Origin of the sequence: Kluyvera chengduensis, assembly GCF_044197065.1 — a bacterium.
In the GTDB taxonomy this organism is placed as follows: Bacteria; Pseudomonadota; Gammaproteobacteria; order Enterobacterales; family Enterobacteriaceae; genus Kluyvera; species Kluyvera ascorbata_C.
Genome location: NZ_JBIQOI010000002.1, coordinates 951,746 through 966,856 on the forward strand (window position 1 = coordinate 951,746; position 15,111 = coordinate 966,856).

14 protein-coding genes are annotated in these 15,111 nt (G+C 53.7%); all 14 read right to left on the minus strand.

Annotated elements, in window-relative coordinates; translation table 11 throughout:
* On the minus strand, positions 1–693 hold the full coding sequence (gene tolQ, locus ACH1XZ_RS10120; RefSeq protein ID WP_115074598.1) for a Tol-Pal system protein TolQ: 693 nt from the start codon (positions 691–693) through the stop codon (positions 1–3).
* Entirely contained in the window at positions 690–1,094 is a 405-nt protein-coding gene (gene ybgC, locus ACH1XZ_RS10125; RefSeq protein ID WP_035892730.1) for a tol-pal system-associated acyl-CoA thioesterase, read from the minus strand. The genes tolQ and ybgC overlap by 4 nt, the downstream gene beginning before the upstream one ends.
* Before the next feature lie 145 nt (positions 1,095–1,239).
* Positions 1,240–1,536, minus strand: a complete 297-nt coding sequence (gene ybgE, locus ACH1XZ_RS10130; RefSeq protein WP_035892729.1) for a cyd operon protein YbgE — start codon at positions 1,534–1,536, stop codon at positions 1,240–1,242.
* Positions 1,536–1,649, minus strand: coding sequence for a cytochrome bd-I oxidase subunit CydX (cydX, locus tag ACH1XZ_RS10135; protein WP_003858598.1), 114 nt, complete (start codon positions 1,647–1,649; stop codon positions 1,536–1,538). The genes ybgE and cydX overlap by 1 nt, the downstream gene beginning before the upstream one ends.
* Positions 1,650–1,663: 14 nt before the next feature.
* Complete coding sequence (cydB, locus tag ACH1XZ_RS10140) at positions 1,664–2,803, minus strand: cytochrome d ubiquinol oxidase subunit II (RefSeq protein ID WP_395595433.1); 1,140 nt, start codon at positions 2,801–2,803, stop codon at positions 1,664–1,666.
* Positions 2,804–2,818: 15 nt separating this feature from the next.
* Positions 2,819–4,381 (minus strand): cytochrome ubiquinol oxidase subunit I, encoded by a 1,563-nt coding sequence (cydA, locus tag ACH1XZ_RS10145; protein ID WP_395595587.1) that lies wholly within the window; start codon positions 4,379–4,381, stop codon positions 2,819–2,821.
* Between the two features lie 850 nt (positions 4,382–5,231).
* The gene (gene sucD, locus ACH1XZ_RS10150; protein ID WP_035892726.1) at positions 5,232–6,101 is read right to left on the minus strand and encodes a succinate--CoA ligase subunit alpha; all 870 of its coding nucleotides are present in this window, start codon (positions 6,099–6,101) and stop codon (positions 5,232–5,234) included.
* Positions 6,101–7,267 (minus strand): ADP-forming succinate--CoA ligase subunit beta, encoded by a 1,167-nt coding sequence (sucC, locus tag ACH1XZ_RS10155; RefSeq protein WP_003022927.1) that lies wholly within the window; start codon positions 7,265–7,267, stop codon positions 6,101–6,103. Before sucC ends, sucD begins: the two co-directional genes overlap by 1 nt.
* 133 nt (positions 7,268–7,400) lie before the next feature.
* Positions 7,401–8,621, minus strand: a complete 1,221-nt coding sequence (gene odhB / locus ACH1XZ_RS10160; RefSeq protein WP_035892725.1) for a 2-oxoglutarate dehydrogenase complex dihydrolipoyllysine-residue succinyltransferase — start codon at positions 8,619–8,621, stop codon at positions 7,401–7,403.
* Between the two features lie 13 nt (positions 8,622–8,634).
* Positions 8,635–11,436 carry a 2-oxoglutarate dehydrogenase E1 component gene (gene sucA, locus ACH1XZ_RS10165; protein WP_395595434.1) on the minus strand — a complete coding sequence of 934 codons (2,802 nt, stop codon included), beginning with the start codon at positions 11,434–11,436 and terminating at the stop codon, positions 8,635–8,637.
* A 294-nt stretch (positions 11,437–11,730) separates the two neighbouring features.
* Positions 11,731–12,447 carry a succinate dehydrogenase iron-sulfur subunit SdhB gene (gene sdhB / locus ACH1XZ_RS10170; RefSeq protein WP_035892722.1) on the minus strand — a complete coding sequence of 239 codons (717 nt, stop codon included), beginning with the start codon at positions 12,445–12,447 and terminating at the stop codon, positions 11,731–11,733.
* A 15-nt stretch (positions 12,448–12,462) separates the two neighbouring features.
* On the minus strand, positions 12,463–14,229 hold the full coding sequence (gene sdhA / locus ACH1XZ_RS10175; RefSeq protein WP_035892721.1) for a succinate dehydrogenase flavoprotein subunit: 1,767 nt from the start codon (positions 14,227–14,229) through the stop codon (positions 12,463–12,465).
* Positions 14,229–14,576 carry a succinate dehydrogenase membrane anchor subunit gene (sdhD, locus tag ACH1XZ_RS10180; protein WP_395595435.1) on the minus strand — a complete coding sequence of 116 codons (348 nt, stop codon included), beginning with the start codon at positions 14,574–14,576 and terminating at the stop codon, positions 14,229–14,231. The genes sdhA and sdhD overlap by 1 nt, the downstream gene beginning before the upstream one ends.
* Complete coding sequence (sdhC, locus tag ACH1XZ_RS10185; RefSeq protein WP_035892718.1) at positions 14,570–14,974, minus strand: succinate dehydrogenase cytochrome b556 subunit; 405 nt, start codon at positions 14,972–14,974, stop codon at positions 14,570–14,572. Before sdhC ends, sdhD begins: the two co-directional genes overlap by 7 nt.
* Positions 14,975–15,111: the final 137 nt, after the last annotated feature.

A 15,111-nucleotide genomic window follows, 5' to 3' on the forward strand; every position in this document is an offset into this window, starting at 1 on the left:
TTACCCCTTGTTGCTCTCGCTGACGGTAAAGGCCTGACGGTGCAGAATGGCGGTGAACTCTTCCATAAAGTTGTCGTAGTTCAGTTCCAGTTTGTTCACGCGTTGGTTCAGACGGTTGTACGCCATAACCGCTGGAATTGCCGCAAACAGACCGATAGCGGTGGCGATCAGCGCTTCCGCGATCCCTGGCGCAACCATCTGCAGCGTAGCCTGTTTTACCGCACCCAGCGCGATAAAGGCGTGCATGATCCCCCAGACAGTACCAAACAGACCGATATACGGGCTGATGGAACCGACGGTGCCGAGGAACGGAATATGCGTTTCCAGCGTTTCCAGTTCACGGTTCATGGAAATGCGCATCGCACGCGAGGCCCCTTCCACAATCGCTTCTGGCGCATGGCTGTTCGCACGGTGTAAACGCGCAAACTCTTTAAAGCCGCTGTAGAAGATCTGTTCCGATCCCGCGAGGTTTTCACGACGTCCCTGGCTCTCCTGATACAGGCGAGACAGCTCGATGCCGGACCAGAACTTATCTTCAAACGCTTCAGCCTCGCGGGTTGCCGCGTTGAGGATGCGCGTTCTCTGGATGATGATGGCCCAGGAGGCGATTGAAAAACCAATCAAAATCAACATGATAAGTTTAACCAGAAGGCTAGCCTTCAGGAACAAATCAAGGATGTTCATGTCAGTCACTGCTTAAACTCCGCGACAATAGACTTGGGAAGCGCACGAGGCTTCATGATGAGTGGATCAACACAGACAATCAGGACTTCTGCTTCGTTCAGCACCTTATTCTCAGCGTTGACTATTCGCTGCGTGAATACCATGGAGGTACCACGCATTGATGTAATTTCTGTCTGGACTTCGAGCATATCGTCGAGTCGGGCAGCCGCAAAATACTCCAGCGTCATTTTACGCACGACAAAGGCCACCCGCTCAGCCAACAGCACCTGCTGACTGAAGTGATGGTGACGCAGCATCTCTGTGCGTGCTCTTTCATAGAAAGCGACATAGCTGGCATGGTAAACCACACCACCAGCATCGGTATCTTCGTAATAGACCCGAACCGGCCATCGAAACAGCGTTGTATTCACTTTACATCCCAGTAATGCAAAAAATTTTTGGGTTTTTGAACTTCGCTACTATACGCGCGGGAAAGATGGTTTGGAATGGGGGGAAGTAAACGGAGAGTAAATTTTTATGGGCTTATGCAAGCCCATTATCATCAGGCGATAATTTTCAACGATAGAAGAAGAAAATCAAACCAGCCAGCAGTACCAGATCGGCGATAAGCGGACAAAAAATCCCCTGCCAGTGAACCGTGCGTAGGCGGAACCCTACCCCATGGATCACCCCCGCGCACACTGACCACATCAACAGGAAACCATGCCAGATTTCCAGTTCACTGGTCTTCGCCGCAAAGCGCGTCGGGTCCCAGAAAATGCAGCCTGCCAGCAGCAGGGCCATCACAAGGGAAAGCGCCCGCAAGGGGCGCTTATCCATTATCGCGTATAACATTGCGATAACATTTTTCATCAGTGCTTTTCTTCACCCGCTTTGGTCGCTTCGACGTGCTCTAACGCCAGCGCGGTGATAACGCCGAATGCACAGGCAAGAAGCGTTCCCAAAATCCATGCGAAATACCACATATTCAGCTCCTTACTTAGTACAGAGAGTGGGTGTTACGTTCGATGTCTTCTTTCGTAATACGACCGAACATTTTCCAGTAACACCAGGTGGTGTAGGCCAGAATAATCGGCACGAAGACAGCGGCTACGTAGGTCATCAGGTTCAGCGTCATCTGGCTGGATGTCGCATCCCACATCGTCAGGCTCGCGCTCATCATTGTGCTGGAAGGCATAATGAACGGGAACATGGCGATACCAGCGGTCAGGATGATGCACGCCAGCGTCAGTGAGGAGAACAGGAACGCCAACGCGCCTTTATCCGCCTTGGTGGTCAGGATAGTCAGCAACGGCAGCACCACGCCCAGAGCAGGAATCGCCCACAGCGCTGGCATGTTGTTAAAGTTCACCATCCATGCACCGGCTTCACGTGCCACTTCTTTGGTCAGTGGGTTAGACGGACCGGAGTGATCCAGAACCGATTTCACCACATAGCCATCGATGCCGTAGTAAACCCAGACGCCTGCCAGTGCGAAGCACACCAGGGTCACCAGCGCGGCCACCATAGAGACATTGCGAGTACGCAGGTGCAGTTCGCCCACGGTACGCATCTGCAGGTAGGTCGCGCCTTGAGTCAGGATCATCGCGACGCTAACGATACCGGCCAGCAGGCCAAACGGATTCAGCAGCTGGAAGAAGTTACCGGTGTAGTACAGACGCATATATTCATCAACGTGGAACGGTACGCCCTGCAGCAGGTTACCGAACGCGACGCCAATCACCAGCGGTGGCACAAAGCTACCGATGAAGATGCCCCAGTCCCACATGTTGCGCCAGCGGGAGTCTTCAATCTTAGAACGGTAGTCAAAACCGACCGGACGGAAGAACAAGGATGCCAGCACCAGAATCATCGCCACGTAGAAGCCGGAGAAGGCAGCGGCATACACCATCGGCCATGCGGCGAACAGTGCGCCACCGGCGGTGATGAGCCACACCTGGTTACCGTCCCAGTGTGGTGCGATGGAGTTAATCATGATTCGACGCTCGGTGTCGTTACGACCGAGGAAACGGGTGAGCATGCCCACCCCCATGTCGAAGCCATCGGCGACAGCAAAGCCAATCAGCAGAATGCCGATCAGTAGCCACCAGATAAAGCGTAATACTTCATAATCGATCATTTGACGACTCCTGTCTTAGCGTGCCGGCTGAGCGGTAGGCTGCTCATAGTGGTAACGACCGGTTTTCAGGCTGCTTGGTCCCTTACGGGCAAATTTGAACATCAGGTACAGCTCCGCTACGAGGAACAGCGTGTACAGACCACAAATCAGCAGCATAGAGAAGATCAGGTCGCCCGCGGTCAGGCTGGAGTTAGCCACTGCCGTCGGCAGCACTTCACCAATCGCCCACGGTTGACGGCCGTATTCAGCCACAAACCAACCGGATTCGATTGCAATCCACGGCAACGGAATCGCATACAGCGCGGTGCGCAGCAGCCATTTTTTCTCACCGATTTTGTTACGAATAACCGTCCAGAAGGAGGTAGCGATAATCAGCAGCATCAGGATGCCGCAGCCCACCATGATACGGAACGCGAAGTACAGCGGCGCCACGCGTGGGATAGAGTCTTTGGTCGCCATCTGGATTTGCGCTTCAGTCGCATCGGACACGTTCGGCGTATAGCGCTTCAGCAGCAGGCCATAGCCCAGGTCTTTCTTCACGTTATTAAACTGATCGCGGACGGCCTGGTCGGTAGAACCGCCACGCAGCTGCTCGAGCAGCGCATAAGCCTTCATACCGTTACGGATACGCTCTTCGTGCTGCACCAACAGATCTTTCAGACCGGTCACCTGTTTATCAACAGAACGGGTCGCGATGATGCCCAGCGCGTAAGGAATTTGAATCGCAAAGCGGTTTTCCTGCGCATCCTGGTCAGGAATACCAAACAGAGTAAAGGCGGCCGGTGCTGGCTGCGTTTCCCATTCGGCTTCAATCGCAGCCAGTTTGGTTTTCTGAACGTCACCCATTTCGTAACCGGATTCATCACCCAGAACGATAACGGAGAGGATAGCTGCCATGCCGAAGCTCGCTGCAATGGCGAAGGAACGCTTAGCGAAGGCGAAGTCACGACCGCGCAGCATATAGTAGGAGCTGATGCCGAGAACGAACATCGCGCCGCAGACGTAGCCAGATGCCACGGTGTGGACGAATTTCACCTGAGCGACCGGGTTCAGGACCAGCTCGGAGAAGCTGACCATTTCCATACGCATGGTTTCGAAGTTGAAATCCGACGCAATCGGGTTTTGCATCCAGCCGTTCGCGACGAGGATCCACAGTGCAGACAGGTTGGAGCCTAACGCTACCAGCCAGGTCACCGCCATGTGCTGGACTTTACCCAGACGATCCCAACCGAAGAAGAACAGACCTACAAAGGTAGATTCGAGGAAGAAGGCCATCAGACCTTCGATGGCCAGCGGCGCACCGAAAATATCACCCACGTAGTGGGAATAGTACGACCAGTTAGTCCCGAACTGGAACTCCATGGTCAGACCGGTAGCCACACCCAGCGCAAAGTTGATACCAAACAACTTGCCCCAGAACTTGGTCATATCTTTATAAATCTGTTTGCCGGAAAGGACGTAGACCGTTTCCATGATTGCCAGCAGGAACGCCATACCGAGCGTTAGCGGAACAAACAGGAAGTGGTACATCGCGGTCAAGGCAAACTGTAAGCGCGACAGTTCGACTATATCTAACATCATGACTCCTTGCTCATCGCATGAAGACTCCGAGAATGAACCCGTAGACCGGGATTCAAACACATGCCCCAATACAAATTGATTTGTCCCCTTCCCTACTGCCGCCCCTTGGAGAACAGCGGAAACAGCAATAAGTGAAAGTTACAAACGTGTTAATAAAAAACTCAATTGATCCCTAAAATATATTACGCTGTAAAACCCTTACAATAAACAGGTTTTTATTGGAGAAGTTTTACGTTTTTCGACGGTGATCAATTTATAGCGAATCAAGCAATATCCAGCCAGTTTGATCCACGACAATTTAGCCGTTTTAGTCGCTTATAGCCAGCGATTACATATTGATTTAAATCAACTTAACGCGAGATTGTTAATTATGTTTTTAATTGAATATTATGATGAACGAAATGTTAACAATGTGTTTTTAATTTGACTTTGATGGTTATCAAATGAAGTTAAATTGGACAGAGAGGTAATTGGATTTAACCTTGAGAAGCCTGAATAACCTAAAATACCCCGTATAGTTTAAAGTAGACCGTCCGTCATTTTTTTCCACATCGAACGTTGCATTACGATGAAAATAACATTTCATTTACTTTAAATATTAATAAATTAACAATTTCAGATATCAGCGCAGTTTTCATCCTACTGACGAATGATTTTGTTTTGCTATTGTTTGCGCAAAAAACACGCAGAAACGGCTGCCGTCGGTACAATCAACGGTACAACACACAGAGCGGAAGAACGCGATAAAAAAAGGCCGCCCAGGGGCGGCCAACCATGTCGAAACTAGACATATAAGGCCCCCTCTTTCCCTGTATGCAGCGGGAATTCAATGAGGGAGCAGAGAGGATTACTTAATGACGGACTTCAGCGCTTCACCGATGTCAGCCAGGCTGCGAACGGTCTTCACGCCAGCGGCTTCCAGTGCAGCAAATTTCTCATCAGCGGTACCTTTACCACCGGCAATGATGGCGCCTGCGTGGCCCATACGTTTGCCTTTCGGCGCAGTAACGCCTGCGATGTAGCCAACAACCGGCTTGGTCACGTGATCTTTGATGTAAGCCGCCGCTTCTTCTTCCGCGCTACCGCCGATTTCACCGATCATCACGATCGCTTCGGTCTGCGGGTCTTCCTGGAACAGCTTCAGGATGTCGATGAAGTTAGAGCCTGGGATCGGGTCACCGCCGATGCCCACACAGGTGGACTGGCCGAAACCGTAGTCAGTGGTCTGCTTAACCGCTTCGTAAGTCAGGGTACCAGAACGGGAAACGATACCCACTTTACCTGGTTTGTGAATGTGACCCGGCATGATGCCGATTTTGCATTCGCCTGGGGTGATAACGCCTGGGCAGTTCGGGCCAATCATGCGCACGCCGGCTTCATCCAGTTTCACCTTCACGGTCAGCATATCCAGCGTAGGGATACCTTCGGTGATGGTGATGATAAGCTTAATGCCTGCATCGATAGCTTCCAGGATGGAGTCTTTGCAGAACGGTGCTGGAACGTAGATAACGGTCGCGGTTGCGCCCGTCGCTTCTACCGCTTCACGCACGGTGTTGAACACTGGCAGACCCAGATGCGTGGTGCCGCCTTTGCCTGGGGTTACGCCGCCAACCATCTGCGTACCGTAAGCAATCGCTTGTTCGGAGTGGAAAGAACCCTGGCTACCGGTGAAGCCCTGGCAGATAACCTTGGTGTTTTTATCGATTAAAATGGACATTATTTCCCCTCCACTGCGGCAACAACCTGCTGTGCTGCGTCCGTCAGACTTTTCGCTGCAATAATATTCAGGCCGCTGTCAGCCAGTTTCTTCGCGCCGAGTTCGGCGTTGTTGCCTTCCAGACGAACAACAACCGGGACGTTAACGCCCACTTCTGCTACCGCGCCGATGATACCGTCAGCGATCAGGTCGCAACGTACGATACCGCCGAAGATGTTAACCAGAACGGCTTTAACATTGTCATCAGAGAGGATGATTTTGAACGCTTCGGTCACACGTTCTTTGGTTGCGCCGCCGCCAACGTCCAGGAAGTTCGCTGGTTCACCGCCGTGCAGTTTAACGATGTCCATGGTGCCCATTGCCAGGCCCGCACCGTTAACCATGCAACCGATGTTGCCATCAAGCGCAACGTAGTTCAGTTCCCACTGTGCAGCCTGCGCTTCACGTGGGTCTTCCTGGGACTGGTCGCGCATTTCGCGCAGGTCAGCCTGGCGGAACAGTGCGTTGCCGTCAGCGCCCAGTTTGCCGTCGAGGCAGATCAGATCGCCCTGCTTGGTCACAACCAGCGGGTTGATTTCGATAAGCGCCAGGTCGCGCTCCAGGAAAATGGTTGCCAGACCCATGAAGATCTTGGTGAACTGCTGAACCTGTTTACCTTCCAGACCCAGTTTGAACGCCAGTTCACGACCCTGGTAAGGCATTGGGCCTGCCAGCGGATCCAGCGCAACTTTGTGGATCAGGTGTGGGGTTTCTTCCGCCACTTTTTCAATTTCTACGCCGCCTTCGGTAGAGGCCATGAAGACCACGCGACGGGAGCTACGGTCAACAACCGCGCCCAGGTACAGTTCTTTACCGATGTCGGTCGCGGCTTCAACCAGAATCTGGTTAACCGGCTGGCCGTGTGCGTCTGTCTGGTAGGTTACCAGGCGTTTGCCCAGCCAATGCTCTGCAAAAGCGCGAATGTCTTCTTTAGAGTTTACGACCTTCACACCGCCCGCTTTACCGCGGCCACCAGCGTGAACCTGACATTTCACTACCCACGGGCCAGCGCCGATTTTTGAAGCGGCTTCTTCTGCTTCACGCGGAGTAGTACAGGCATAACCCACCGGAGCCGGTAAGCCATAGCGGGCAAAGAGTTGTTTTGCCTGATATTCATGTAAGTTCATGTGTTCTATCCATCCTATAAAATGTTGTTGAGTTGTTGTCTGGAACTCGGGAGCTTCCCGGCGTCACTCCGTTCGGCCGGGCTACAACCTCGTAGCCCGGCCAAGCGAAAGCGACGCCGGGGTTATCCCAAACCTACACGTCCAGCAGAAGACGGGTTGGATCTTCTAACAGCTCTTTAATTGCCACCAGGAAGCCTACAGACTCGCGCCCATCGATCAGGCGGTGGTCATAGGACAGAGCCAGGTACATCATCGGCAGAATTTCCACTTTGCCATCAACCGCCATAGGACGGTCTTTAATGGCGTGCATACCCAGAATCGCGCTCTGAGGCGGGTTGATAATCGGGGTAGACATCAGGGAACCGAAGACGCCGCCGTTGGTAATGGTGAAGTTACCGCCGGTCAGGTCTTCAACAGTCAGTTTGCCGTCGCGACCTTTCAGCGCCAGCTCTTTAATGTTCTTCTCAATGTCAGCCATGCCAAGCGCATCAACGTCACGCAGTACTGGGGTTACCAGGCCACGTGGCGTAGAAACCGCCATGCTCACATCGAAGTAGTTGTGGTAAACCACGTCTTCACCATCGATAGACGCGTTCACTTCTGGGTAGCGTTTCAGCGCTTCAACGACCGCCTTCACGTAGAAGGACATGAAGCCCAGACGGATACCGTGACGTTTTTCAAACGCGTCACCGTACTGCTTACGCAGGTCCATGATTGGTTTCATGTTAACTTCGTTGAAGGTCGTCAGCATCGCGGTAGAGTTTTTCGCTTCCAGCAGACGCTCGGCTACGCGCTTACGCAGACGGGTCATCGGAACACGTTTCTCGGAGCGACCTGCCAGCGGAGCAACCGGCGCTGCGGCTGCCGCAGCCGGTGCAGCAGCGGCTTTCGCCGGTGCTTTCGCCAGGTGTTTCTCAACGTCTTCACGGGTCAGACGACCGCCAACACCGGTGCCTTTAATCGCGCTGGCATCCAGATTGTGCTCAGCCAGCAGGCGACGAATCGCCGGGCTCAGCGCATCGTTATTCTGCTCTTCGAGTGAGGCCTGTTGGCGCTGAGCCGGGGTAGACTCTTTGCTTTCAGTTTTGGCGCTGGTTTCTTTACCACCGCTGTTGCCTTCACGCAGGCGACCCAAGATTTGACGGGAGGTGACGGTAGTACCTTCATCTTCCAGAACGGCATCCAGAATGCCATCCGCCGACGCCGGTACTTCCAGTACCACTTTGTCAGTTTCGATTTCTACCAGCACCTCATCACGAACTACCGCATCGCCCGGTTTTTTATGCCAGGTGGCCACGGTCGCATCTGCTACGGATTCAGGCAGGTCGGGGACCAGAATATCTACGCTACTCATTTTGTATCCTTAATTAATCGACGTTCAGCGCGTCATTGACCAGATCTTGTTGCTGCTTCTGGTGAACGGACATATACCCTACCGCCGGTGAGGCGGAGGCTGGGCGACCTGCGTAACGCAGACCAGCACCAAATGGAATCACATCACGGAAATGATGTTGGCTGCAGTACCAAGCACCCTGGTTAAGCGGCTCTTCCTGGCACCAGACAAAATCATGCACGTGAGCATAAGATTTCAACACTTCTTGTACCGCCTGGTGCGGGAACGGATACAGCTGTTCGATACGCACGATAGCGACATCTTTCTGATCGTTCTTGCGACGCTGTTCCAGCAGGTCGTAGTAAACCTTACCAGAGCACAGCACCACGCGTTTCACGCTTTGCGGATCCAGTTCGTCAATCTCACCGATGGCCGGCATAAAGGTGCCGTTTGCCAGTTCGTCCAGCGTAGAGACCGCCAGCGGGTGACGCAGCAGAGACTTCGGCGACATGACCACCAGCGGACGGCGCATCCCGCGCAGCGCCTGACGACGCAGCATGTGATAAACCTGTGCCGGAGTGGACGGTACGCAAACCTGCATGTTCTGCTGTGCGCAAAGCTGCAGATAGCGTTCCAGACGCGCAGAAGAGTGCTCCGGACCCTGACCTTCATAACCGTGCGGCAGCAGCATAACCAGACCGCACATACGGCCCCATTTCTGCTCACCGGAGGAGATGAACTGGTCGATAACGACCTGAGCACCGTTGGCGAAGTCGCCAAACTGCGCTTCCCAGATGGTCAGCGTGCGCGGCTCAGCCGTCGCGTAACCGTATTCGAAGGCCAGAACCGCTTCTTCAGACAGTACGGAGTCCCACACCTTAAACACGCCCTGCCCGTTATGCACGTGCTGCAGCGGGGTGTAGGTGGAACCGTTAGACTGGTTATGGATAACCGCATGGCGGTGGAAGAAGGTACCACGACCGGCGTCTTCACCGGACAGACGGACTGGAATACCTTCATCGACCAGCGTAGCGTACGCCAGGTTTTCCGCGCCGCCCCAATCGAACAGCTTCTCGCCCGCCGCCATCGCCTGACGGTCGCCGTAGATTTTCGCTACGCGAGATTGCATTTCAATGGCATCAGGTACGGTACTGATACGGTTAGCCAGCTCCTGCAGGCGCTTCATCTCAACCTTGTTCGGGTAGCTTTCGTCCCATTCATGATTGAGGTATGGCGACCAGGTAAAGGAGTGCAGGTTCATTGGACGCCACTCTTTCACCACGCATTCGCCCGCGTCCAGCGCGTCGCGATACAGGTTAACAATTTCGGTGGCATCTTCCAGCGTCGCGACTTTGTCCGCTTCCAGCTTGTCAGCATAGATTTTACGCGGGGTCGGATGCTTTTTGATTTTCTGATACATCAGCGGCTGGGTTGCGCTTGGCTCGTCGGCTTCGTTGTGGCCGTGACGGCGGTAGCACACCAGGTCGATAAACACATCGCGTTTAAAGGTGTTACGGAAGTCCAGCGCCAGACGGGTAACGAAAGCCACGGCTTCCGGGTCATCCGCATTCACGTGGAAGATTGGCGCCATCACCATCTTACCGATATCGGTACAGTATGGTGTTGAACGTGCATCCAGCGGGTTAGAGGTGGTGAAGCCCACCTGGTTGTTAATCACGATGCGAACGGTACCGCCCACTTCGTAACCACGCGCTTTGGACATGTTCAGGGTTTCCTGAACCACACCCTGACCGGTTACCGCGGCGTCGCCGTGGATGGTAATCGGCAGAACTTTGTTGCTGCTTGGCTCGTCAAGACGATCCAGACGCGCACGCACGGAACCGATAACCACCGGGCTCACGATTTCGAGGTGTGACGGGTTAAACGCCAGCGCCAGGTGTACCAGGCCGCCTTCGGTTTCGATGTCGGAGGAGAAGCCCATGTGGTACTTCACGTCACCGGTGCCGAGGTGTTCTTTATGCTTGCCGGAGAACTCGTCGAACAACTCCTGGGACTGTTTGCCCAGTACGTTGATCAGCACGTTCAGACGACCGCGGTGCGCCATACCGAGCACCACTTCACGCGTACCGCTCTTGCCCGCATGGCGGATCATCTCTTTGAGCATTGGTACCAGCGCATCGCCGCCTTCCAGCGAGAAGCGTTTTGCGCCTGGGAATTTCGCGCCCAGGTAGCGTTCCAGACCTTCTGCCGCAGTCAGTTCGCTCAGGAAGCGTTTTTTCTCTTCTGCGCTAAAGGTGGCATGCCCCGCTTCAAAACGCTGTTGGATCCAACGTTTCTCTTCGGTGTTCGTGATGTGCATGTATTCCGCGCCGATGTGGCCGCAGTAGGTCTGTTTGAGAGCATCAATCAGGTCGCCGAGCTTCATCGTGTCTTTGCCGATGGCGAAAGAACCTACGTTAAAGCTCTCCTGGAAGTCGGCCTCAGTCAGATCGTGGAAAGCGGGATCTAAATCAGCCACTTTATCCTGCTGCCACAGTCCCAGCGGATCGAGGATCGCGTTCTGGTGACCACGGAAGCGATAAGCGTTGATAAGCTGCAGGACTTTAACCTGCTTCGCATTCGTGTCAGGGTCGGAAATCGAAGAAGAGTAACGTGAGGCATCCTTCGCCAGACGACGGAAATAATCACGTGTTTTGGAATGAAATTGATCCGGTTTGACTCCGGTACCAGGTAACTGCTGGAACATTGAACGCCAGTGAGCGTCGACAGAGTCAGGATCGGTTAAGAAGTCTTCATAGAGCTGTTCTATCCAGCTCTGGTTTGCACCAGAGAGGTAAGAAGAGTCCAGCCAGGCTTTCATTGCGCCGTTCTGCATCGTGATCCCTTAAGCATCTTATGCTTATTTCGCCGTGGATAACTACGACGTACGCCGGTAAAGCACACGTCCCAGGGTTCACTTGCGAGCTCTTGTATTTGCACTGGCCCGCGAAGGAACCTTTAGAAACTGTCTTAAGCGCTTTGCGCTCACCCTTTCTCATGAGAGAAAGCAGATTTGGCAGTTTTTAAAGGTTTCCTGCATTTTTGTTGCCTGATGGCGCTTCGTTTATCCGGCCTACGGGGGATGTAGGCCGGATAAGACGGTACGTCGCCATCCGGCAACAATGACTACTTACGCACTACGTTGCAGCAGCATCGACTTAATATGGCCGATGGCGCGCGTCGGGTTCAGCCCCTTCGGACATACACTGACGCAGTTCATGATGCTATGGCAGCGGAATACGCTGAAAGCGTCACTTAACCCTTCCAGGCGGCTGTCGGTTTCGGTATCGCGGCTATCAATTAAGAAGCGATACGCTGCCAGCAGACCAGCCGGGCCGATAAACTTGTCCGGGTTCCACCAGAACGACGGGCAAGAGGTCGAACAGCATGCGCAGAGAATACACTCGTACAGACCATCGAGTTTCTCACGCTGCTCTGGCATCTGCAGATGCTCACGAGCCGGAGGATTTTGCCCATTATTCAACAAGTAAGGCTTAATCTTCTCATACTGTGCGTAGAATTGCCCCATGTCTACCACCAAATCGCGGATAACCGGCAGACCAGGCAATGGACGGATAACAATTTTCTTGCCCGGCTGATTCAGCGCGGAGATCGGCGTGATGCACGCCAGACCGTTTTTCCCGTTCATGTTCAGGCCATCAGAACCACAAACCCCTTCACGGCAGGAGCGGCGGAACGACAGGCTTGGATCTTTTTCTTTCAGCTGCATCAACGCATCGAGCAGCATCATGTCGCGACCTTCTTCCGCTTCCAGGGTGTAATCCTGCATGCGCGGAGCATCGTCAACGTCCGGGTTATAACGATAAACTGAAAACTCGAGTTTCATAATCCTGTCTCCGCATTAATAAGTACGAATCTTCGGCGGGAATGCCGGACGCAGTTTCGGTTCCATATTGACGCTACGACGCGTCATGGATTCCGACTCTGGCAGATACAGGGAATGGCACAGCCAGTTTTCATCATCACGATCCGGGAAGTCGAAGCGGCTATGCGCGCCACGGCTTTCGGTACGGAAGTTTGCAGACACCGCGGTGGCGTATGCAGTTTCCATCAGGTTATCCAACTCCAGACACTCAACGCGCTGGGTGTTGAATTCGCTGGAAGTATCATCCAGACGGGCATTTTTCAGACGCTCGCGAATCGCTTTCAGTTGCTCAAGACCTTTGGCCATCGCATCGCCTTCACGGAATACCGAGAAGTTATGCTGCATACATTCCTGCAGCGCTTTGCGAATTTCAACCGGGTCTTCACCGTCACGGTTGCCGTTCCAGCGATTCAGACGTTCCAGAGACGCGTCGATTTCTTCTTCGGTCGCGTCACGCAGTACGCCCTGCTCAGCGATAGATTCCTGCAGATGCAGGCCAACCGCACGGCCAAAGACCACCAGGTCAAGCAGCGAGTTACCGCCCAGACGGTTCGCACCGTGAACGGATACGCAGGCAATTTCACCTACTGCAAACAGACCAGGAATCACGACGTCTTCGCCCTGCTCGTTCACGGTCAGCGCCTGGCCGCTTACTTTGGTCGGAATACCGCCCATCATGTAGTGGCAGGTTGGGATAACCGGGATTGGTTCTTTAACCGGGTCAACGTGGGCGAAGGTACGAGACAGTTCCAGGATACCCGGCAGACGGGATTCCAGCACTTCTTTACCCAGGTGATCCAGCTTCAGCTTGGCGTGTGGGCCCCACGGGCCATCACAGCCGCGACCTTCACGGATTTCGATCATGATGGAACGCGCCACCACGTCACGACCCGCCAGGTCTTTCGCGTTCGGCGCATAACGCTCCATGAAGCGCTCGCCGTGTTTGTTCAGCAGGTAACCACCTTCACCACGGCAGCCTTCGGTGACCAGAACGCCCGCGCCGGCGATACCGGTTGGGTGGAACTGCCACATTTCCATATCCTGCACCGGAACACCGGCACGGATAGCCATACCCACGCCGTCACCGGTATTGATGTGGGCGTTAGTGGTGGACTGATAAATACGCCCTGCCCCGCCGGTTGCCAGCACGGTTGCACGGGCTTTGAAGTAAACCACTTCACCGGTTTCGATACACAGTGCAGTACAACCTACTACTGCGCCATCGGCGTTTTTCACCAGGTCCAGCGCATACCACTCGGAGAAAATAGTGGTGTGGTTTTTCAAATTCTGTTGATAAAGCGTGTGCAGCAGTGCGTGACCGGTACGGTCAGCTGCTGCTGCAGTACGTGCCGCCTGCTCGCCGCCGAAGTTTTTCGACTGGCCGCCAAACGGACGTTGATAGATGGTCCCATTCTCCAGACGGGAGAATGGCAGCCCCATGTGATCCAGTTCCAGAATCGCTTCCGGACCGGTCTTACACATGTATTCAATGGCGTCCTGGTCACCGATATAGTCCGACCCTTTTACGGTGTCGTACATGTGCCATTCCCAGTTATCTTCATGGGTATTACCGAGCGCAACGGTGATACCACCCTGCGCAGATACGGTATGGGAACGGGTCGGGAACACTTTGGACAGCAGCGCACAGGTCTGGCCGCTTTGGGAAATTTGCAGCGCCGCGCGCATACCTGCGCCACCGGCACCAATCACAACAGCATCAAATTCTCTGACTGGCAGTTTCATCACACACCCCACACCACAACAAATCCATAGATAACGTAAACCAGCAGGGCTACAACAATAAGCAGTTGCAGCGTCAGGCGCAGGGCCAGTGGTTTAACGTAGTCGGTCAACACCTGCCACATGCCGATCCAGGCATGAATCAAGATTGAAAACAGAGCCAGCAGGGTGAACACTTTTGTGAACGCAGAGGCAAAGAAACCGCTCCAGATTTCCCAGGTGACTTCACCGTGAATCGCAAAAAAGCCCACCATGTAGATGATGTACAAAGTCAGGACAATAGCGGTGGCGCGAACGAGGATGAAGTCATGTACGCCGTTGCGTCCTAATGCTGAGGCGTTGCTTACCATACGAGGACTCCTGCAAGAATTGAAAGCACGACAGTAATAACAAAAGAAATTTTCGCAGAGCGCTGACCGGCTTCGAGGGTTTCTTCGATATAGCCGAAATCCATTAACACGTGACGAATACCCACGACGGCGTGATACGCCAGCGCAGTGAGGATGCCCCACATAATGAATTTAACGAAGAAGCTGCTCATAATAGAGGAAGCGGTCAGGAAGCCTTCCGGGGAGGAGAGACTGGTGCCCAGCAGCCATAGCAGAATACCGACCGCCACAAACGTGATCACACCGGATACGCGATGGAGAATGGACGCTATCGCTGTTATTGGGAACCGGATTGTTGTCAAATCCAGATTGACAGGTCTTTGTTTTTTCACATTTCTTATCATGAATAACGCCCACATGCTGTTCTTATTATTTCCTTCCTCCGGTCCGCAGGCGGGTCAAGCAGCGTCCTTTCTATAACTTCGCGTCATGGTTAAATCTGCTCACAGATGCTAAATCGACACGTTAAAACGCTGGGTGGCTCGGGATTGCAGGG